Raw genomic sequence first — 19,072 nt, 5'->3', positions numbered from 1 at the left:
AGCAGTCGTCCGCGGATGCAGTCGCCTACGGAGCCGGTCGCCAGCCCTTGAGCCGCGCCATCCACGCCTCGACCTCGTCGGAGGTGCGGGGCAGCCCGGCCGACAGGTTCCGGTTGCCGTCCTCCGTCACGAGGATGTCGTCCTCGATCCGGACGCCGATGCCGCGGTACTCCTCGGGCACGGTCAGGTCGTCGGCCTGGAAGTACAGACCGGGCTCGACCGTGAGGCACATGCCCGGCTCCAGCGTCCCGTCGACGTACGCCTCGGTGCGCGCGGCGGCGCAGTCGTGGACGTCCATGCCGAGCATGTGGCCGGTGCCGTGCAGGGTCCAGCGGCGCTGCAGGCCGAGCTCCAGGACACGCTCGACCGGGCCCTCCAGCAGGCCCCACTCCACGAGCTTCTCGGCCAGCACGTGCTGGGAGGCGTCGTGGAAGTCGCGGAACTTCGCGCCGGGCTTCACCGCGGCGATCCCGGCCTCCTGGGAGGCGTACACCGCGTCGTAGATCTTGCGCTGGATGTCGGTGTACGTGCCGTTGACCGGCAGCGTGCGCGTGACGTCGGCGGTGTAGAGGGAGTGCGTCTCCACGCCGGCGTCGAGCAGCAGCAGGTCACCGGAGCGGACGTCGCCGTCGTTGCGCACCCAGTGCAGGGTGCAGGCGTGGGCGCCGGCGGCGCAGATGGAGCCGTAGCCGATGTCGTTGCCCTCGACGCGGGCGCGCAGGAAGAAGGTGCCCTCGATGTAGCGCTCGGAGGTGGCCTCGGCCTTGTCGAGGACCTTCACCACGTCCTCGAAGCCGCGGACGGTGGAGTCGACGGCCTTCTGCAGCTCGCCGATCTCGAAGTCGTCCTTCACGGCGCGCGCCTCGGAGAGGTAGACGCGCAGCTCCTCGTCGCGCTCCTTGGTCACCTTGTCGGTGAGGGCGGACTCGATCAGCGCGTCGTGCCCGCGGACGGCGCGGACGGGGCCCTCGGCCTCGGTCAGCGCGGCGGCGAGCTCGCGGACGTCCTGCGCGGGCAGGCCCAGCAGCTGCTCCGCCTCGGCGAGCGAGTGACGGCGGCCGACCCACAGCTCGCCCTGGCCGGACAGCCAGAACTCGCCGTTCTCCCGGTCGGAGCGCGGCAGCAGGTAGACGGTGGCGGTGTGCCCCGTGGCGCCCGTGGGCTCCAGGACCAGGACGCCGTTCTCGGTCTGGTCGCCGGTGAGGTACGCGTACTCGGTCGAGGCGCGGAAGGGGTACTCGGTGTCGTTCGAGCGGGTCTTGAGGCGGCCCGCGGGCACGACCAGGCGCTCGCCGGGGAAGCGCTCGGACAGGGCGGCACGGCGGGCGGCGGTGTGCGCGGCCTGCGGGATCCGCTCCAGGCCGTGCAGCTCGGTGTCGGCCCAGCCGGTGCGCATGTTCTCGGCGAGTTCGTCGCTGACGCCCGGGTACAGACCGTTCTTGCGCTGCTTGTGCGTCTTCTTGGGCTGCTCTTCTTCCGGGGTCTCCGGGGTGAGCTCGTCAGCCACGTCTTCTCCTCCGCTACGACGGTACGGACCTGGGTGTGGACCTCGTCCATCGTATGCGTGTACGGAGCAGGGTGTCCGGGGCCGTGCGCGCGGTCACGGGCGGACGGCCCGGTGGATCATTCGAACCGCGCCGCCAGCAGCACGATGTCCTCCGGGGCGTCGGCCGGCCTCCCCTCGGGGAGCACGGTCCGCAGGATGTGCTCGCACAGGGCCGCCGGGTCCTCGCGGGCGCTCCGCGGGGCTCCGGCGGCGGCCGCGTGGAGCCGCGCGTAGGCCCGGTCCATGGCGTCGCCGGTGTGCCGCAGCAGCCCGTCGGTGTACAGCAGCACCGTTTCTCCGGGCGCGGGTTCGATCTCCATACTGGGCGCCTCCCAGCAGGACAGCATCCCCAGGGGCGCGGAGAGGGAGGTCTCGACGTACTCGGTGCGGTGCTCGCCGACCAGGAGCGGCGGGGCGTGCCCGGCACCGGCCAGGACGATCTTGTGTCCGCGGCCGCCGGACGGGAGCCCTCCGGCGGGCTCGCAGTAGGCGAAGAGCGCGGTGGCCGAGCGCGCGGGCTCGGTCAGGCGCATCAGCAGCTCCAGGTCGGACAGGACCGCTACGGGGTCCTCGCCCTCCATGACGGCGTAGGCGCGCAGCGAGGCACGCAGCCGGCCCATGGCGGCGACGGCGCTGGGGCCGGATCCGGTGACGGAGCCCACGGCGAGCCCGAGGGCCCCTTCGGGCAGCGGCAGCGCGTCGTACCAGTCGCCCCCGCCGAGCGGCCCCGTGTGGTGGCGGGCCGCGAGCTGCACGCCCGGGATCCGGGGGAGCCGGCTGGGCAGCAGCTCCTCGGCGACGGTGGCCAGGCGGGCGCGGGAGCGCTCGACCTCCAGCATCCGGGCCAGGTGCTCGGCGGCGTGCCGTACGTAGAGCCTCGCGAGGTCGCGCTGGCGGTCGCTCGGCTCGGCCTGCTCGTCGTAGAGCCAGACGGCGGCGCCCAGCCGTCCGGTGGCCTCGGCGGTCAGCGGGAGGGCGTAGCTGGCGGCGTAGCCCAGGCGGGCGGCCACCTCGCGGTGCCGGGGGTCGACGGGGGCGGCGAAGCCTCCGGTACCGGGGGCGGCGTCCGGTTCGGGGAGGAATTCGGAGCCGCCCTGGGCGTCGGGCAGCCCGTCGAGGATGCGGCCGTAGCGGGTGGCGCTGCGGGGGACGGTCTCGATGTGCCCGAGCTCGGCGTGGCCGAGGCCGAGGCCGATGGTGGTGGCGGGGCCGAGCCCGTCGGAGGGCTCCAGGACGACCAGGCCGCGCCGGGCGCCGACGAGGGCCGCCCCGGCGCGCAGGAACTCCTGGAGGGAGGTGCCGAGGCCGTCGGCCCGGGCCAGCCGCTCGGTGAGCTCGTGGAGGGTGGTGAGATCCGAGACCATGCCCGCCAGGCGGTCCTGGATGACACTGCCCGGGGCGGCCGGCGGGGCCGGCGCGGGCGCGGTACGGGCAGCCGTGGGCGTCGCAGTGTGCGGCGACGTGTCGACTGCGGGATCGATTCCAGCCACTTTCGGCAGATGCGGGGCGCTCATGGCGTCCGCCTTTCCACCTGGTGCGATTCGCCGAATAGCATCGCAAACCCCCAGATCGTGCTGCGCCGCCATCAAGGAATCCACATCTACACGCCCACGTGGATCCCTGTCCAGCATTGCCCAGGTGGGAATCCTGGTGTCCGTGAGACGGCAACTCACGGTCGGGCCAAGGCTAGAACTTGGCCGGAAAAAGCTGGAAGCAGCCGGTTTTTGAGGTCGACTGGACGAGCTCCACAAGGGGCTCGGGTACGTACTCGGTGTCCGCCGGGGGCAGTTGGCACACCGGGAACCACCCGGTCCCGGGCGGTCGTCCTCGGTGACGACGGCCGGCCCCGGCAGTCGGCGCGGGTCGCGCTCCGCCCCCGCCGGACGTTTGATGGACCCGTACGAAGACTGCACGAACCGCGTGGACCCGCCCCCGGCGGACCAGTACCGCCGGATCCGTACGTGTGGTGAGTCCCCGGTTGCATGGTGTGATGTGGCCCTCGGCGTTCAACGGAAAGGAACGAGCGCTCATGCGCGAGATCCTCGGAAGGCGTCTCCAGCGGCTCCGCGATCGCTTTCAGTCCCTGCGGCCCGATCCGGCACGGAACAGCGCCCCCTCCACCCACCTCGAAACGGCGCTCACCTGCGCCACCACCTGGCAGTGGCCCGTGCTGCCCGGTGTCGGCCGGTCCGGCGCGGACGGCGCGCACTGCGCCTGCCCCGATCCCGAGTGCGTCGTCCCCGGCGCGCACCCCTTCGATCCCGGCCTGCTGGCCGCCACCACCGACCGCCGCATGGTGGCCTGGTGGTGGGCCAACCGGCCGGCCGCGCCCGTCCTGCTGGCCACCGGCGGGCCCGCCCCGTGTGCGGTGAGCCTCCCGGCCGGGGCGGCCGCGCGGGCCCTCGTACGACTGGACGCGCAAGGGCTGCGGCTCGGTCCGGTCGTGGCCACGCCCACGCGGTGGGCGCTGCTGGTCGCGCCCTACTCGCTGGAACGGCTGGGCGAACTGCTGTACACGAAGGATCATGTGCCCTCGTCGCTGCGCTTCCACGGCGAGGGCGGCTACCTCCTGCTGCCGCCGTCCGCCGCCTCCACCGGTGGCCGGGTGCGCTGGGAACGGGAGCCGGACCCGCGGGAGCCGGCGCCGTGGCTGCCCGAGGTCGAGGCGGTGGTGCACGCCCTGGTCGAGGCGAGCAGCGGTGCGTCGGGCGGCGGAAGCCGGCTGGCGTACTGACGGCGCGCGGCGTCCGCCGGATCACTCGTACGGGTGCCGGCGGGGCCGGAATCCAAGGGAATTGGGCGCGGGGATCTCCGCGCCCCATTCCCGCGTCGCTATCTTCGGCGAATGAATCTCCGCCTGATCGGTATCGGCGCCGGTGTGCTGATCATCCTGTCGCTCCCGCTCGCCGGCGCGATCGCCGGGCCGGACTTTGCGGGGCGGGACGACGGAAAGGGCGGCGGCCTGCTCTCGACGCTCGGCCTCGCGGAGCCCTCCCGCGGCTCCTCCCCGGCGCCTTCGGCCCGTTCGGAGGCGCCGGTCGGGCTGGAGCGGCCCGGTCCGGCGGAGCAGCCGCGGACGGATTCCCGGTGCGGTCCGGAACTGACCGCTCCGTACGGGGTGGAGGTCCAGACCTGCGTGCTGGTGTCGGAAGGCCGGACGTGGGGCCGGAGTTACTACCGGAACACGAGTGGCCACGCGCTCGATGCCGTGCTGACGACGATGGGTCCGGCCGGGCGTACGGTGCAGATCCGCTGCGCGGTGGGCGCGGGGGACGAGCCGGGGCTGTGCGAGACGCCCAGGGAGGACTCGGTGGGGGACCCGGAGGGTTACTCGGCCGTAGCGGAGTTTGCAGTTCCGGATGATGAAGGGAAGCTGCTCCTGCGGTCCGGGAGCAACTCACCGGCACCGTGAGACGGTTGAACACCGCCTAAATGGAAGGGCCCGGTCGCTGGCGACGGGGGATGCACCAGCGACCGGGCTACAAGAACGGTAACAAGAGATCGCCTGTTCGCAAATTCGATCTCTGATATTCAGACACCGATTTGCAGACGATTAGCGGGAGTTGTGACTCCGGTCACCGGCTCCTCGCGCCCGCCGGACCCGTCCGGTCAGCTCAGCGTCACCTGGCGGTTGGTGAGTCCGCCGCGGGCCCGGCGCTCCTCCGCGGTGAGCGGGGCATCCGTGGCCAGAGCCTTGGCCAGCCGCTCCGCGAACTCCGCCGCCGGCTTCTCGACATCGGCCGCCGAGACCCCGGTGGGCAGGTCCCAGACCGGGACCATCAGCCCGTGGGCGCGGAAGGAGCCGACGAGCTTCGTGCCCTCGCCGAGCGAGGAGGTGCCCGCCGCGTGCAGCCGCGCGAGGGCGTCGAGCAGCTTCTCCTCGGCGTGCGGCATGACCCAGCGCAGGTGGTTCTTGTCCGGGGTCTCGCACCAGTAGGCCGCGTCCACGCCGGTCAGCTTGACGGTGGGAATGGCGGCCGCGTTGGCGCGCTCCAGCGAGGCGGCGATCTCCGGGGAGGCGTTCGGCCCGCCCTCGGATTCCGGAATCCAGAATTCGAAGCCGCTGTGCACAACCGGCTCGAAACCGCCGTCGGCGTCCAGAAGATCCTGGAGCCGGGGACCCTCGGAGGGGACCCGCCGCGCGGGAACCGGATTTCCGGGCTCCGCTACGAGCGCACGCTCCAGGGTGTCGGCCATGTCGCGGGCGAGGTCCCCGGAGGAGGTCTCGTTCTGCAGGCCGAGCAGGACGGAGCCGTCCTCGCGGCGCAGCGCCGGCCAGGCCATGGGCAGTACGGTCACCAGCGTCACGGAGGGCACACCCTCGGGCAGTCCGCCCTTGAGCGAGAGCGGGACGGTGGCCGCGGGCACCAGCTCGCGCAGCGCGACCCAGTCGCACTCGCCCGGCAGGCCCTCGAAGGGGCGCTGCACGTGCTGGGTCACCGCGTGCGCGGCGGCCGCGCCGTGACATGCCTTGTAGCGGCGCCCCGATCCGCAGGGGCAGGGCTCGCGGGCTCCGACGACGGGGATCTCACCGTTGTTGAGCTGCGGCTTCGCAGACTTGGCTGCGGGGCGCTTCTTGGCCATCGTGCGTGTCTCCCGGTTGCGGCGGTACGGCGTGTCTGGGCGCGAGCCTAGCCGTTCGTACCGCCGGAACCGGTGGGGTGCGGCCGGGAGCTCAGAAGTCCCGGTGCCCCGTGCTCAGATCGTCGAACGCGGTGCTGAAATCGATCGCCGGGGGTGCGACGCGCGTAGCGAAGTCGTCGTGCCGGGGCCCGCAGGCGACGACCACCCACACGGTGACCTCACCCGCCGCTCCGTCCCGGACGCCCCAGTCCTGGGCGAGGGCGCTGATGATGTTCAGCCCCCGGCCGCCGCGAGCGGTGACCGAGGGCGTGGAAGGAACAGGGCGCGTGGGCCCGCCTCCGTCCGTGACCTCGACCGTCAGCCGCCCGGTTCCGTCGACACGCCATGCGGCGCGTACCTCCCCGTCCCCGACCTCCCGCGCGCCCAGTGGCCTGCCGTGTCGGCATGCGTTGCTGAGCAGTTCGGAAAGGATCAGTACGGCATCGTCCACGACCGTTTCGGCCACTCCGCTCATGCGCAATTGTTCGCGCATGCGGTGCCTCGCCTCACCCACGCCCGCAGGACCATGGCGTACGTCCATGCACGACGACGTGGGCACTTCTTGTGCCACCACCAACGCCACCCCCGGAACCTCCTTAGCCCCACGCATGGTCTGGATGCCCCAATGGCCTGGACCGGAAACCGCCACGTCGGACCGCACTGACGCATTCACGCCGTGCGTATACGGAGCGGATGCGCCGGGGCACACCCTGTGACGCGAGGGATGGTGGGGGCGGGTGCGCAAACAGGGATGTCAGCGCCCGAGTTGGGACAGAACCTGACGCGGTCTGTTCGTAATGATCGCCTCCACGCCCAGATCCGCGCAGAGCTGAACGTCTTCCGGATCGTTCACCGTCCAGACGTGAACGGGATGGCCCGCGCCCTGGAGCTTGCGGATGTAGCCCGGGTGATTGCGCACGATCCGCATCGCCGGGCCCGCGATCGTCACCCCGGCGGGCAGCCGCCCGTCCCGCATCCGGGGCGTGATGAACTGCATCAGGAACACCGTCGGGATCGTCGGGGCGGCCGCCCGCACCCGGTGCAGGGAGCGCGCCGAGAAGCTCATGACCCGGACCGGATGGGGCCCCTCCGCGGGCGGGGTGTCCAGGGCGAAGCGCTTGAGCAGGTGCAGCAGCCGCTCCTCCACCTGTCCGGCCCAGCGCGTCGGGTGCTTGGTCTCGATCGCGAGCTGCACCGGCCGGCCGGCGTCCGCCACCAGCTCCAGCAGGCGCTCCAGGGTCAGCACGGAGGTGCGCTCGGGGTCGGCGTCCCAGTCGGGCGATTCCTCCCGGTCCTTCCACGAGCCGAAGTCGAGGGCCGCGAGATCGGCCAGCTCCAGGGCGGAGACGGCGCCCCGGCCGTTCGAGGTGCGGTTCACCCGGCGGTCGTGGACCAGGACCAGATGGCCGTCGGCCGTGAGCCGGACATCGCATTCGAGGGCGTCGGCCCCGTCCTCGATGGCCTTGCGGTACGCGGCCAGGGTGTGCTCGGGGGCGTCCTCCGAGGCGCCGCGGTGGGCGACGACCTGGATGGTGCGCGGCATTGCGTGGGTCACCGGGTCATGGTGCCACCGACCGGGCTCCCGGCGTCGGGGTCCGGCCTGCGAGCGTAATCGAAATGTCGGATATAAAGAGTGGGGAGAGATGCACAGGTCCGGCTTACAGTGCTCTGACGGGCCATGGGAAAGGCTTGGCTCAGGAACTTGTACGGCACGTCGAACGTTCTGTCGGACCGATTGCCAGATTTTCTGCAGCGTGTGTGACGAGGAGAGAGAGCTGTGAGCAACGAGAACGAGGGCACCGCGGCCCCCACACCCCCCGCGGCCCCGTCCGTACCCCCTGCTCCGGCCTCCGAGACGCAGGCGGCGGCCCACGCGCCCGCCCACCGGCCGGCCGGCGCCCCGCAGGACGCCCCGGCCCCGGCGGCCCCGGCCACCCCGCCCGCTCCGGCGCCCGCGGCGCCCGCCGCCGGTGAGGCCGTGACCCAGCAGATCCCGCCGACGCCCGCGCCCGGCACCGAGCCCACCCAGCCGATTCCCCCGGCGCCTGCGGCCCCCGCCCCGGGCTACGGGCAGCCGCACGCCCAGGCCGCGCACGGCGCGGAGGGCTGGCCTCCGCCGCCGCCCGCGATGCCGGCGTACGGTACGGGCGGCCCCGCGGGCCCCGTCTGGGGCGCTCCCCCGGCCGGCGACGGCTATCCCGCGCCGAAGCCCAAGGGGCGCGGCGGCCTGATCGCCGCCGTGCTCGTGGCGGCCCTGCTCGCGGGCGGTATCGGCGGCGGCGTCGGCTACTGGGCCGCCGAGCGCAGCGACAACGGCAGCGGGTCGACGACCATCAGCGCCACCAACACCCCCAAGGACCTCAAGCGCGAGGCCGGCTCCATCGCCGGCCTGGCCGCGGGCGCGCTGCCCAGCGTGGTCACCATCGAGGCGTCGGCCGGGGACGGCGAGGGCGGCACCGGCACCGGCTTCGTCTACGACCAGCAGGGCCACATCCTCACCAACAACCACGTGGTGGCCTCGGCCGCCAACGGCGGCAAGCTCTTCGCGATCTTCTCCGACGGCAAGAAGTACGACGCCGAGGTGGTCGGCCGCGCCCAGGGCTACGACGTCGCCGTCCTCAAGCTCAAGGCCCCGCCGGCCGGCCTCAAGCCGCTGGCGCTCGGCGACTCCGACAAGGTCGCGGTCGGTGACTCCACCATCGCGATCGGCGCCCCCTTCGGCCTGTCGAACACGGTGACCACCGGCATCATCAGCGCGAAGAACCGTCCGGTCGCCTCCGGGGACGGCTCCGGCAGCAAGAACTCGTACATGAGCGCGCTCCAGACGGACGCCTCGATCAACCCGGGCAACTCCGGCGGACCGCTGCTCGACGGCCGCGGCGCGGTCATCGGCATCAACTCCGCGATCCAGTCCGCGGGCAACGGCGGCTTCGGCGGCGGCCAGGCGGGCTCCATCGGCCTGGGCTTCGCCATCCCGATCAACCAGGCCAAGAACGTGGCCGAGTCGCTGATCAAGACGGGCAAGCCGGTCTACCCGGTGATCTCGGTCTCCGTGGACCTCCAGGCCAAGTCCGAGGGCGCCAAGATCTCCGAGCAGGGCGCGGCCGCCAACGAGCTGGTCGACCCGAACGGCCCGGCGGGCAAGGCCGGTCTCAAGCCGGGCGACATCATCACCGACTTCGGCGGCAAGCCGGTCGACAGCGGCCCGACCCTGATCAGCCTGATCTGGACGTACAAGCCCGGCGACACCGTGAAGCTGACGTACCTGCGCGGCGGCAAGCCGACCACCGTGGACATCACGCTCGGCTCGCGGGTCGGCGACAAGTAGCGGCGCCGGCGGGCGCACCGGCAGCGGCAGGGGCCGGACGGTGAGGCGGGGGGCCGTGGGACGGATTGTGCCCACGGCCCCTCCAACGTCCGCTTATGCTTCGGTCGTGTTCGATTCTCGGCACATACGCACGTTTCACGCGGTCGTGGCCGCCGGGTCGTACTCGGCGGCCGGCCGCGTGCTCGGGTACACCCAGCCCGCCATCACCCAGCAGATGAAGGCCCTCGAACGGGCCGTCGGCACCCCGCTGTTCACCCGCGTGGGCCGCAAGATGCAGCTCACCGAGGCCGGTGAGTCCCTGTCCCGGCACGCCGAGACCATCCTCGGCAACCTCTCCGCCGCCGAGGCCCAGCTGAGGGCGTACGCGCGGCTGCGCACGGGCCGGGTCCGGCTGTGCGGCTTCCCCAGCGCCAACGCCACCCTCGTACCGGAGGCCCTGAGCGGCCTGGCCAAGGACCATCCGGGCATACAGGTGGAGCTGCTGGAGGGCGAGCCTCCCGAATCGCTGCGCCGGCTGGAGCGCGGCGAGTGCGACATCACCCTGGCCTTCACCTATCCCGGCCTGCACGAGGAGGTCCCGGAGGAGGTCGCGGAGGTCAGGCTGCTGGAGGACCAGCTGACGGTGCTCCTCCCGACCGGGCATCCGCTGGCCCGCCGCCGCGCCGTCCAGCTGGCCGATCTCGCCGAGGAGCGGTGGATCGCGGGCTGCCCGCGCTGCCGGGCGAACCTGCTGCACGAGTGCGCGGAGCTGGGCTTCGTCCCCGACATTCGCTTCGCCACCGACGACAACCTGGTGGTGCAGAGCCTGGTCGCGCAGGGGCTGGGCGTGGCGATGATGCCGGCGCTGGTCCTGCCCTCCCTCTCCCTGAGCCGGGTGTGCGGCCGGGCGCTCCAGCCCGCCGCGCGGCGGCACATAGCGGCCTACGTCTACCGGGACCATCTGCGCATCCCCGCCACGGCCGTGGTGCTCGACGCGCTCAAGCAGGCGGCCGCGAACCGGGTCGGCTGCTGAGCGATCCATAAGCGCTGCTTGGGATTTCGGGTCATAACTGTCGTTGGACGTGATGGGAAGACGGCAGCACGCTGCCGATATGACCACCACCACTCCGGCCCGCACCACCACGAGGATGGCCGCCCTCGTCAGTGAGATCCGCACGGTCGTCGAACGGGGTCTGGCCCCCGACCTGACCGCCTACCTGGTGGGCGAACGGCTCGCTCCGCACCTGGGGGCCTCCGACCTCCTGACCCCGGAGCAGCAGGAGGGCGACCCGGAGCGCTACCGGCAGCACGTGCTGCACGCGGAGTCCGACGGCAGCTTCTCGGTGGTGGCGCTGGTCTGGCTGCCCGGACAGGAGACCTGTATCCACGACCACGTCTCGTGGTGCGTGGCCGGGGTGCACCAGGGCGAGGAGAGCGAGCGCCGCTTCCGGCTCGTCCCGGGCGGCCCCGACAGCGGTCCCGCGCGGCTGGTGGCCACCGAGGACGTGGTCAACGCCCAGGGGGAGGTCTGCGGCTTCGCCCCGCCCGGGGACATCCACAAGGTGCGCAACTCCTGTCGTGGCACGGCGATATCCGTGCACGTCTACGGAGCCGACGTCTCCCGGCTGGGCACCAGCATCCGCCGCGTCTACACGCTCCCCGTCGACTGATGGCGCTCCTTCACCGCCCTCAGAGCGCGGCGGTCGGAGATGTTTCACGTGAAACACCGACGCCGACGCCGGCATCGACGCCGTGGCCGGGGCTGGCCCTGGCGGTCGGCGGCGCCCTGGTGGCCTGGCTCCTCCACCTCCTCGTCCCCGCCGTGCCGATGCTGACCGCGTCGGTGGTCCTGGGCATCGCCGTGGCGCATCTGCCCGGCTCGCGGGCCTTCGTACGCGGGGCCGCGCGCCCGGGGCTCTCGCTGGCCGGGCGGCGGCTGATGCGGGTGGGCATCGTCCTGCTCGGCCTCGGTCTGGGCCTGGACCAGGTGCTCCGGCTGGGCTGGGCCACGGTGGCCATGGTGGTCGGCGTGGTCGCGGCCACCTTCTTCGGCACGATCTGGCTGGGCCGGCGCCTCGGACTCCCGCGCGACCAGCCGCTGTTGATCGCCACCGGCTACTCGATCTGCGGGGCCTCCGCGATCGGCGCCGTGAGCGAGGTCTCGGGCAGTGACGAGGAGGACGTGGCGGCCTCGGTGGCCCTGGTCACCCTGTGCGGCACCCTCGCCATCGCCGTACTCCCGTTGCTCCAGGGCCCGTTGGGCCTGTCCGACCCGGCCTTCGGGCGCTGGGTCGGCGCCGGTGTGCACGACGTCGGCCAGGTGGTGGCCACCGCCCAGACCGCGGGCCCGGAGGCGCTGGGCGAAGCGGTGCTGGTCAAGCTGATGCGGGTGGCCCTGCTCGCCCCGCTGGTGGCCGCGGTGGCCTTCTCGGTACGGGCCCGGCGGCGCGGGGTGCGCACCGCCTCGGGCCGGCGGCCCGCACTGGTGCCGCTGTTCGTGGCCGGGTTCCTGGCCGCGGCCGCGCTGCGCGCCACCGGGGTGCTGCCCGACGTAGCGCTGGAGTGGGCGCACACCGCCCAGGAGGCGCTGCTGGCCGCGGCGCTCTTCGGACTGGGCAGTGCGGTGCACCTGCCGTCGCTGGCCCGTACCGGCGGGCGGGCCGCCGTGCTGGGGCTGGGCGCGTGGGTGGTGGTGGCCGGAGCCTCGTACGCGGGCGTGATGCTCACAGTATGACCGCGCAACGGCCGGGAGTTGGCCAATTCCTGGCCGGAACCGACCGAACGTTCATGCTCCCCGCTGACATTGCGACGGGGCCGTGCCACTCTGCCCCGGCGAGCGCGCTCCGACCGATGCGCGCCGCATCCGCACCCCGTTGCCCCCGCACCGCTCTTGCACAGCCGATCCGCACCGACCGCTCTTCACCCCCACCCTGCCCGGATCCGTCCGGTCCGGGCACGGCAGAAGGAGTCCTGCGTGAATCGTCATCGCACGGCGTTGTCCGTCCTGCTCTCGGCGGGTGCCCTGGTCGCGGGCGCCCTGACGGCGGCCACCCCCTCGATCGCGGCGGACGCCCCCGCGTCCTTCCGGCAGCAGCACACCCAGGGCTTCTGGACCGCGGAGCGCATGCGCGCCGCCACCCCGCTCGACGTGACGGCCCTCCCGGGCGCGGCCCGCACCCCGGTGGCGGCCGCCGCGGCCCCCACCGCGATCGCGCCGACCCCCGCCGCGGCCGCCCCGACGGCCTTCCCGCAGGCCGGCGGGGCCTGGACGGGCGGCGGCGCGGTGGTGAAGACCTCGGGCCGCGTCTTCTTCACCATGGGCGGCCGGACCGCCTCCTGCTCCGGTAACTCGATCACGAGCGCCAACGGCAGCACGGTCATGACGGCCGGCCACTGCGTGAAGTACCAGGGCGCCTGGCACACGAACTGGGTCTTCGTCCCCGCCTACGACAACGGCTCGGCGCCGTACGGCCAGTGGTCGGCCACGAAGACCTTCGCCACCGACCAGTGGGCGGCGAGCGAGGACATGAACATGGACGTGGGCCTGGCCGTGGTCGCGCCGCTGAACGGAAAGACCCTCAGCCAGACGGTCGGCGCCCAGGGCGTCCTGTTCAACGGCGGCTACAACAAGCGGATGTACGCCTTCGGCTTCCCCGCGGCGGCCCCGTACGACGGCACGAAGCTGGTCTACTGCAGCGGCAACAGCGGCAAGGACTTCCTGCTGACGAAGGACCACAGCCTGGGCTGCAACATGACGGGCGGCTCCAGCGGCGGCCCCTGGTTCCAGGACTTCAACGAGACCACGGGCCTGGGCACCCAGGTCTCGGTGAACAGCTTCGGCTACAACTTCCTCCCGAACCGCATGCACGGCCCGTACCTCGGCAACGAGGCCAAGGCGGCCTACGACAAGGCCCAGACCTCCTGACGCCCCCGCCACCCCCGCCCGGCCGGTACTCTGTACCGGCCAGGTGGGTTGCCCGAGCGGCCTAAGGGAACGGTCTTGAAAACCGTCGTGGCGCGAGTCACCGTGGGTTCAAATCCCACACCCACCGCCAGCTCAGCGAATGCGCTGACCAGAAGGGGTGTCCCGACCAGGGGCACCCCTTCGTCGTGGAGCGGTGTCTCACCATGATCCGCCCGTGTGCTGCTTTAGATCATGGTGTGTGGACCAGGCGTGGACCGAGATCGGTGCTACCTCCTGCCTGGATCGGCTACCAGCTGCGCAGCCGCGTGAGGCGTCACACGCGATAGCCTGCCGAGGCACAGGCAGGTGTCGAGCACGCTCAACAGCCAGTCAGGCCAAGGGTGTTGCACGGCTAGGCTCGGGGAGGTCTCGTGGAGTTGGCTCGCACAGTGATCGGACTGGTTGCCGCATTATCCATCCCGGCGGGTTTGGCCTGGTATAAGAAGCGCCCGGCGTTGGCGGTTCTATTCGCATCCGGGTACGCGGCCGTCGTCATCTTGCCTGCCAGTCGAAGTCAAAGTGCCTGGCTTGCGCTGGTAGCGGTCGTAATTCTGACTGTTTGTATCACCGCTTTCTGCAGGCCGTGGCTTGCAATCTTTGGTGACTTCCACTGGCTCGCAGCCCCCACTATGTCACCGACGCGATACGTCGCTGGCGTCGGTTCCGCTGCGTCGGTTGCTCTTCTGCTGTATGTAGGAGAGGGCTCTGTCCAAGACAGCATGAAATATTTGGCTGTGGTCGACGGCCGGCTCCTCATTACGGTTTCAGGATTGCTGATTGCTATGTTTGGCTGTCAGCTTGTTATTGGGCCTGCGGTGCGTCCGCTCCTGAAGGAGATTGAGGCGGAAATTGCCTCCGGTAACCTCCCTGTGAACACAAATGATTTCACGAAGGTTGGGCCCCATGTGGGTTGGATCGAAAGGTTCATCCTCTTCGCTTTTCTTGTCTCTGGTAGCCCTGAAGCGGCTGCCTTGGTGGTTGCGGCGAAGTCGTTCGCACGAGCTCCAGAGGCAAGGCAAGGGGGGAAGCTGGTTGGGGACTACTACGTGATCGGAACCCTGGTGAGTGTGGCGGCCGCACTCTTTTCGGCCAGCGCCACTAGGATCATTCTCGGACTGTCTCCTCTTTAGGGATGTGGGCGATGCTTGGCGATCATCCATTCTTTCGGGACCTATTTTCGTTGGGGCTCCCTGTGGAGGATTACTTGATCGCTGGCAGTGGCTCGCTGCTGGTGCATGGTATTAGGCGGCAAATTGGGGATCTCGACGTCGTGGCGCGTGGTGCTGCTTGGGAAGTGGCCGGTAGTTTCGGAACTCCAGAGGACGCCCCAATGGGGTGGGCGCGGCGTATCGGTCTAATGGGTGAGACGATCGAGATTCTGGATGGCTGGTTCGACTATTCTGTGGATTCGCTAATCGCGGAAGCGGAAGTCGTTGAAGGCGTTAGGTTTATGCCTCTACTTAGGGTGATGGAATGGAAGTCCCGGCTTGTGGCAGGAGGCGTCGGTCGCGACAAAGATCTTCATGATATTGCAGGAATTAGGGCCTATCTGGAGGCGCGGAATCTCCCGTCCCGGATTTCCTAGGTCGAGATGTGTGGATTCTTTAAGGCAGGCGAAAGGGGCGCCCTGTGTTTAGGACGCCCCTTGGGTGGTGGGTCGCTGTGTTACTGGTCGTTGGCCTCGGAGAGCGCCCGTTCGATCTGTCGGTTGGCGTGGTGCTGGTTGCGACGGATGGCCTTGGCGTAGAAGCGGAACAGCACTGCGATGCTGTGGCCGGCACGGCGGGCGACCTCGGCCGGGGAGACGCCGGACTCCAGCCAGAGGGAGACACCAGCGGCGCGGAGTCCGTACGGCACTCCAGCAAGCGGCGTCTTGGCTTCCTCATCGGTGAGGGCCGAGCGGCGAGCGGCCTTCCAGATGTCGCCATACTCCTTGCTCAGAAGGCCGCCACCACGGGCCGCGCGGAAGAGTCGTCCGTCGGCGGCGGTGCCGAACTCCGCGATGTGTTCGAGGACCAGACGGACGAGGTCCGGAGGAATGGGCACCTCGCGGGTGGCCTTTCGGGCGCGCTTCTTGAGGCCCCGGGAGTCGTAGGACTCCCCGGAGTCGGTCCAGCCTGAGCCGACGCGAGGGGAGCTGGACGACAGGATGACTTGGCCCCAGCCGTCCTCGGGCAGAGTGAAGTCCGACTCGCGGAGACCCACGGCTTCGCCGGGACGGGTGGCCGCGTAGTAGAGGCACCCGAAGAACGCCTTGAGGTGCCGACCACGGTCGTTCTGCTCGCCCACGGCGTCGATCAGCTTGCGGGCCAGGGCCGGGCCGGGGACGTATCGGAAGTCGATCTCGTCGTCAGTCTCGGGTGCCGTCCAGTCCACCTTGGTCAGGGGCAGGGAGGGCAGGCGGTCCAGCTCGACGGCGTACCGCAGGCAGTTGCTGAACACGGGTACCTTGCGGTTCACCGTGTTGTCCGCCGCAGCGGTCCCGTCCATCTTGCGGGCGAGCGCGTCCAGGGCGGACCGCACGACCGTCGGCGTGTTCAGGGACGAGATGTCCACGGACTTCCGGCCGATCCAGTCGAGGGCGGCCAGGATGGCTTCGGGTGCTTCCTCGGCGTCGATGCGGGCCACGAGTTCGCCGTCCTGGTCGAGGACGAGGCGGAAGGCCCAGGAGTAGAGGGCGGTTCGCAGGACCCGGGGAGCGGGGGCACCACGGTTGTCCTTGACCAGGCGCGGTGTGACGGTGGCGAGCGCGTCCGCGATGCTCGCGCGGTGCTTGGCCGAGGCGTTCGGCCACTTCATCGCCACGTACTCCCGGGCGTGCGTGAACCAGGTGGGGGACTGGGCCGCCTGCACCTCGGAGGCCGGCAGGCCGGTCTCGGTGTCGAACTGCTCGCGCTTGCGGAGCGCTGCCAGCAGCTCGGAGCGTCGGCCGTCCGCTTGGGCCTTGATCTTGTAGCTCTTCGAGAATGGCTGCACGCCGACTCGCCAGCGCAGCTGATAGGCCGCAGCGCGGTCGGGGCGCTTGCGGATGCCCCAGATCTGCACGTCGAAGGTCAGCACGCGGGCACCTCGCAGCCCTCGAACCACGCGTCGAGGTCGGCACGGCGGATGCGGATCTGTCCGTTGGGGAGCTTGAGGCAGCGGGGCGCGTTGCCACGAGCGCGGAGCCGGTAGAAGGCGGCCCGCGACATGCGCAGCTCGGCCAGCGCTTCCACCATGGTCAGCATGCGGGTGGTCGGTGCGGCGGTCACTGCCATACCTCCCCTTCGGTCTTGGCGCGTTCCTTGTCGGCGCGGGTCTGGTTGATTTCGTGCCGTGTCTGGTTGGCGAGGAGTTCTTCGCCGGGGCGGTAGCCGGAGGCGAGGTAGGCCCAGGAGGACTCGGTGACGAGCACGGTGTCCGGGGCGGGCGTGGGGTGGCCGGCGCGGACGCGGGCGGCGTCAGCCTGGGCAAGGCGCCAGGCGCGGCGGATGTCGCGGAGTGCGCCGAGGGTGGTGGAGTAGGCGCGGGACTTGGTGGAGAAGTGGCCGCGGAAGCCGAGCATGTGGGCCCACTTGCAGAGCTTGAGGTCTGCGAACTCGGGCAGGCCGCCCAGATCCCAGGCGGTGCGGATCATCTGTCGGACGTGCCGGTGTACGGGCAGTTCCCGAAGAGGTTCGGCCTGGCGGGTGCCTTCGCAGTCGGGGCAGAGATCCTTGACGCGACCCCCGACGGTCCCCCGGCCCGAACAGGTCCGGCAGACCAAGGAGCGGTCCACGGTGCCGGAGTCCTCGGCGCTCTTGGTGGCGTACTTGGCGACGTACCCGGCCACGGCCGCGTCAGTGAGTTCGCCGTCCCCCAAGGCGGTGATCTCCCGCACGTCGAGCATGGTGCCCCAGCGGATCTCCTGGTCTCCCACCGTGTCCGAGGAGACGGTGAGGGCGGTGCGGGGGACAGCGGTGCGGATGGCGTGGGTGAGGTCATCCACAGCGGCCCAGGCCGGCGGGGTGCTGGTGTGGCCATCGGGCCCGTCGATGCGGACGACCGCGTGGAAGTGGACCAGGCCGCGCTTCTGGTACTCGGCGACCTTGGCGAATGACACGCGCAGGACCTGCTGCATGTCCTTCTGCGTGATCCCGAAGTGGGCGGCCAAGGCGCGGCGGAGGTTGAGAGTGAAGCGTGCCCACAGGGCCCCGGCGTGGGCGTTCCACAGCACGGCGCCGGTGTAGTCGTACGACTTGGGGGCCAGGGGCGTGCCGAGTTCGGGAGCGTCCTCGGGGTGGCGGGTGCCGCAGCGGCAGGGGCGCGGCTTGTTGTCCGTGGTGGTGGGGCGGTTGTGGACGGGGCCGAAGGAGGGGGCCGTGAGGGTGAGGAAGACGCGCGGGTGAGTGCGGACGGACTCGGGGACGTCCTTGCCGCCACAGAGCCCGGCACGGACGAGGTGGAACGTGTCGGCGGCGTAGGTGCGGGAGCAGGCAGGGCAGCGGGAGGCGCGGCGGTTTCCGCAGGTGGTCAGGAGCCGTCCGGTGGGCTCGTCGCTGGTGGAGTACGAGCGGATCGTTTCTCCTGTGGCGGCGTTGAGGGTGTGAGTGTGGCCGACGAGGTTGACGGGGCGGGTGCAGCCGCGCAGGCGGGTGATCTGATCGCGGGTGCGGTCGAAGTCTTCGAGGTTGGCCAGTTCGATCAGGTCCCGGACAGCGGGGCTGATCACGTGCCGCAGGTCGAGGTTGCGGGGCATCGGCGGGTGTCCTTTCCGCTGGTGGGGGATGCCCCGGGCAGCACCACGAAAGGGGTGTGGTGCTGCCCGGAGGCATGGCGGGGTAGGCCCGGATGGGGCCGAGGGGTGGAGAGGTGCCGGAAGGCCGGCGGGAGAGTCAGGCCGACAGGACCGCGTGAGCGGCGGTAGCCATCGGAAGGCTGACGCCGAGCCGGGTCTTGAGCTGCGGCAGCGTGATCGGCTGACCGGTAGTTGTCCGGTGTTCGTCGGCGATCTCGCGGGCGGCGTCGAGCATGGCCGGGGGCACCTTGACCGCCGGAAGGGTCACGGTCGCCGGAGCAGCGGCCGGAGCGAGGGCAGGAGCGGCAGCGAGGACCGGTTCCGCTACGGGGAGTTGTTCAGGTTCCGATGCAGGCCCGGCGACCGGTTCGTCTTCCGAACACTGAGCCGGTTCCGGCGCCGTGACGGGTTCGGGGACCGGCACGGGGGTGGTGGCCGGGGCCGGAGTGGTGACGGCGTGGAAGTGGCGCAGGAGCGCGGGGCCGACGGCGCCCCAGCCGAGAAGGAGCAGGGGGGCCACGGCGTCCACGCAGGCGCGGCCGTAGTGTCCAGCGAGGATGGGTTCGGCGATGTTGAGGGCGAGGGTGAAGAAGCCGGAAGCGTGCATCAGCCGGTTCGCGGCCTTGAGGTGTTCGGCGGGTACGCCGCGCAGGGACAGGTACCGGAGGGCGACCAGGAGGCCGACCACGGACAGGTCCACCATCGGCGCGATCAGCGGCGCGATCGGGGCGGGGATGCCCAGGCGCAGGGCCAGCGACCAGACGTTGCCGAAGGAGAACACGAACGCGAGTCCGGCGATGACCACCATGACGACGGTCACGATGCGCTGTGTGATCCGGTCTTCTGACATGAGGAGTTTCACCCCCTTTCCAAGGG

17 protein-coding genes, 1 tRNA gene and 1 pseudogene are annotated in these 19,072 nt (G+C 71.0%); 10 read left to right on the top strand and 9 right to left on the bottom strand.

Features of this window, described 5'->3' with window-relative positions; all coding sequences use genetic code 11:
- Nucleotides 1-25: 25 nt before the first annotated feature.
- Both ABZ873_RS04975 and ABZ873_RS04970 read right to left on the bottom strand, forming a co-directional pair.
- Nucleotides 26-1,507, bottom strand: coding sequence for an aminopeptidase P family protein (locus ABZ873_RS04975; protein WP_360865263.1), 1,482 nt, complete (start codon nt 1,505-1,507; stop codon nt 26-28).
- Nucleotides 1,508-1,623: 116 nt separating this feature from the next.
- Complete coding sequence (locus ABZ873_RS04970) at nt 1,624-3,177, bottom strand: PP2C family protein-serine/threonine phosphatase (protein WP_360865260.1); 1,554 nt, start codon at nt 3,175-3,177, stop codon at nt 1,624-1,626.
- Nucleotides 3,178-3,575: 398 nt separating this feature from the next.
- On the opposite strand from ABZ873_RS04970, the gene ABZ873_RS04965 reads away from it, so the two are divergent.
- Nucleotides 3,576-4,280 (top strand): bifunctional DNA primase/polymerase, encoded by a 705-nt coding sequence (locus ABZ873_RS04965; protein ID WP_360865257.1) that lies wholly within the window; start codon nt 3,576-3,578, stop codon nt 4,278-4,280.
- A gap of 111 nt (nt 4,281-4,391) precedes the next feature.
- Nucleotides 4,392-4,958, top strand: coding sequence for a hypothetical protein (locus ABZ873_RS04960; RefSeq protein WP_360865253.1), 567 nt, complete (start codon nt 4,392-4,394; stop codon nt 4,956-4,958).
- A gap of 197 nt (nt 4,959-5,155) precedes the next feature.
- On the opposite strand, the gene ABZ873_RS04955 is transcribed toward ABZ873_RS04960, so the two are convergent.
- From ABZ873_RS04955 to ABZ873_RS04945, 3 genes and pseudogenes are all read right to left on the bottom strand, one after another.
- Nucleotides 5,156-6,130 carry a DUF5926 family protein gene (locus tag ABZ873_RS04955; protein WP_360865250.1) on the bottom strand — a complete coding sequence of 325 codons (975 nt, stop codon included), beginning with the start codon at nt 6,128-6,130 and terminating at the stop codon, nt 5,156-5,158.
- A gap of 91 nt (nt 6,131-6,221) precedes the next feature.
- A pseudogene (locus tag ABZ873_RS04950) lies at nt 6,222-6,838 on the bottom strand (ATP-binding protein).
- Between the two features lie 85 nt (nt 6,839-6,923).
- Nucleotides 6,924-7,712 (bottom strand): glycerophosphodiester phosphodiesterase, encoded by a 789-nt coding sequence (locus tag ABZ873_RS04945; protein WP_360865608.1) that lies wholly within the window; start codon nt 7,710-7,712, stop codon nt 6,924-6,926.
- Nucleotides 7,713-7,946: 234 nt separating this feature from the next.
- Between ABZ873_RS04945 and ABZ873_RS04940 the strand changes: the two genes are divergently transcribed.
- The 8 genes from ABZ873_RS04940 (at nt 7,947) to ABZ873_RS04905 (ending at nt 15,025) form a co-directional block, all read left to right on the top strand.
- A complete protein-coding gene (locus tag ABZ873_RS04940) occupies nt 7,947-9,497 on the top strand; it encodes a trypsin-like peptidase domain-containing protein (protein WP_360865247.1) in 1,551 nt (516 codons plus the stop codon).
- A 106-nt stretch (nt 9,498-9,603) separates the two neighbouring features.
- Nucleotides 9,604-10,509 carry a LysR substrate-binding domain-containing protein gene (locus ABZ873_RS04935; protein ID WP_360865244.1) on the top strand — a complete coding sequence of 302 codons (906 nt, stop codon included), beginning with the start codon at nt 9,604-9,606 and terminating at the stop codon, nt 10,507-10,509.
- A 79-nt stretch (nt 10,510-10,588) separates the two neighbouring features.
- On the top strand, nt 10,589-11,146 hold the full coding sequence (locus ABZ873_RS04930) for a cysteine dioxygenase family protein (RefSeq protein ID WP_360865242.1): 558 nt from the start codon (nt 10,589-10,591) through the stop codon (nt 11,144-11,146).
- On the top strand, nt 11,146-12,210 hold the full coding sequence (locus tag ABZ873_RS04925) for a putative sulfate exporter family transporter (RefSeq protein ID WP_360865239.1): 1,065 nt from the start codon (nt 11,146-11,148) through the stop codon (nt 12,208-12,210). The genes ABZ873_RS04930 and ABZ873_RS04925 overlap by 1 nt, the downstream gene beginning before the upstream one ends.
- A gap of 240 nt (nt 12,211-12,450) precedes the next feature.
- Nucleotides 12,451-13,401: a peptidase gene (locus ABZ873_RS04920; protein WP_360865237.1), complete on the top strand. Its 951-nt coding sequence runs from the start codon at nt 12,451-12,453 to the stop codon at nt 13,399-13,401.
- A gap of 42 nt (nt 13,402-13,443) precedes the next feature.
- Nucleotides 13,444-13,531 (top strand) — tRNA-Ser (locus ABZ873_RS04915).
- 298 nt (nt 13,532-13,829) lie between these two features.
- On the top strand, nt 13,830-14,570 hold the full coding sequence (locus ABZ873_RS04910; RefSeq protein ID WP_360865234.1) for a hypothetical protein: 741 nt from the start codon (nt 13,830-13,832) through the stop codon (nt 14,568-14,570).
- 74 nt (nt 14,571-14,644) lie between these two features.
- Nucleotides 14,645-15,025 (top strand): hypothetical protein, encoded by a 381-nt coding sequence (locus ABZ873_RS04905; protein ID WP_360865231.1) that lies wholly within the window; start codon nt 14,645-14,647, stop codon nt 15,023-15,025.
- Nucleotides 15,026-15,105: 80 nt separating this feature from the next.
- Here ABZ873_RS04905 and ABZ873_RS04900 read toward each other — a convergent pair whose 3' ends face one another.
- The 4 genes from ABZ873_RS04900 to ABZ873_RS04885 form a co-directional block, all read right to left on the bottom strand.
- Nucleotides 15,106-16,500: a site-specific integrase gene (locus ABZ873_RS04900; protein ID WP_360865229.1), complete on the bottom strand. Its 1,395-nt coding sequence runs from the start codon at nt 16,498-16,500 to the stop codon at nt 15,106-15,108.
- Complete coding sequence (locus ABZ873_RS04895; RefSeq protein ID WP_030956933.1) at nt 16,494-16,697, bottom strand: helix-turn-helix domain-containing protein; 204 nt, start codon at nt 16,695-16,697, stop codon at nt 16,494-16,496. Before ABZ873_RS04895 ends, ABZ873_RS04900 begins: the two co-directional genes overlap by 7 nt.
- A complete protein-coding gene (locus ABZ873_RS04890; RefSeq protein WP_360865224.1) occupies nt 16,688-18,157 on the bottom strand; it encodes a replication initiator in 1,470 nt (489 codons plus the stop codon). Before ABZ873_RS04890 ends, ABZ873_RS04895 begins: the two co-directional genes overlap by 10 nt.
- Nucleotides 18,158-18,293: 136 nt before the next feature.
- Nucleotides 18,294-19,046 carry a DUF2637 domain-containing protein gene (locus ABZ873_RS04885; protein ID WP_360865221.1) on the bottom strand — a complete coding sequence of 251 codons (753 nt, stop codon included), beginning with the start codon at nt 19,044-19,046 and terminating at the stop codon, nt 18,294-18,296.
- Nucleotides 19,047-19,072: the final 26 nt, after the last annotated feature.

Origin of the sequence: Streptomyces sp. NPDC047014, assembly GCF_040644195.1 — a bacterium.
Lineage (GTDB): Bacteria > Actinomycetota > Actinomycetes > Streptomycetales > Streptomycetaceae > Streptomyces.
The sequence above is the reverse complement of the archived record's forward strand: the minus strand, read 5'-3'. Positions and strand labels throughout refer to the sequence as shown.

What these genes read in the sequence shown, in the direction of transcription:
- ABZ873_RS04970 (WP_360865260.1), bottom strand. Translation starts at nt 3,177, where the DNA reads ATGCTGGACAGGGATCCACGTGGGCGTGTAGATGTGGATTCCTTGATG.
- ABZ873_RS04965 (WP_360865257.1), top strand. Translation starts at nt 3,576, where the DNA reads ATGCGCGAGATCCTCGGAAGGCGTCTCCAGCGGCTCCGCGATCGCTTT.
- ABZ873_RS04960 (WP_360865253.1), top strand. Translation starts at nt 4,392, where the DNA reads ATGAATCTCCGCCTGATCGGTATCGGCGCCGGTGTGCTGATCATCCTG.
- ABZ873_RS04955 (WP_360865250.1), bottom strand. Translation starts at nt 6,130, where the DNA reads ATGGCCAAGAAGCGCCCCGCAGCCAAGTCTGCGAAGCCGCAGCTCAAC.
- ABZ873_RS04945 (WP_360865608.1), bottom strand. Translation starts at nt 7,712, where the DNA reads ATGCCGCGCACCATCCAGGTCGTCGCCCACCGCGGCGCCTCGGAGGAC.
- ABZ873_RS04930 (WP_360865242.1), top strand. Translation starts at nt 10,589, where the DNA reads ATGACCACCACCACTCCGGCCCGCACCACCACGAGGATGGCCGCCCTC.
- ABZ873_RS04925 (WP_360865239.1), top strand. Translation starts at nt 11,146, where the DNA reads ATGGCGCTCCTTCACCGCCCTCAGAGCGCGGCGGTCGGAGATGTTTCA.
- ABZ873_RS04895 (WP_030956933.1), bottom strand. Translation starts at nt 16,697, where the DNA reads ATGGCAGTGACCGCCGCACCGACCACCCGCATGCTGACCATGGTGGAA.
- ABZ873_RS04890 (WP_360865224.1), bottom strand. Translation starts at nt 18,157, where the DNA reads ATGCCCCGCAACCTCGACCTGCGGCACGTGATCAGCCCCGCTGTCCGG.
- ABZ873_RS04885 (WP_360865221.1), bottom strand. Translation starts at nt 19,046, where the DNA reads ATGTCAGAAGACCGGATCACACAGCGCATCGTGACCGTCGTCATGGTG.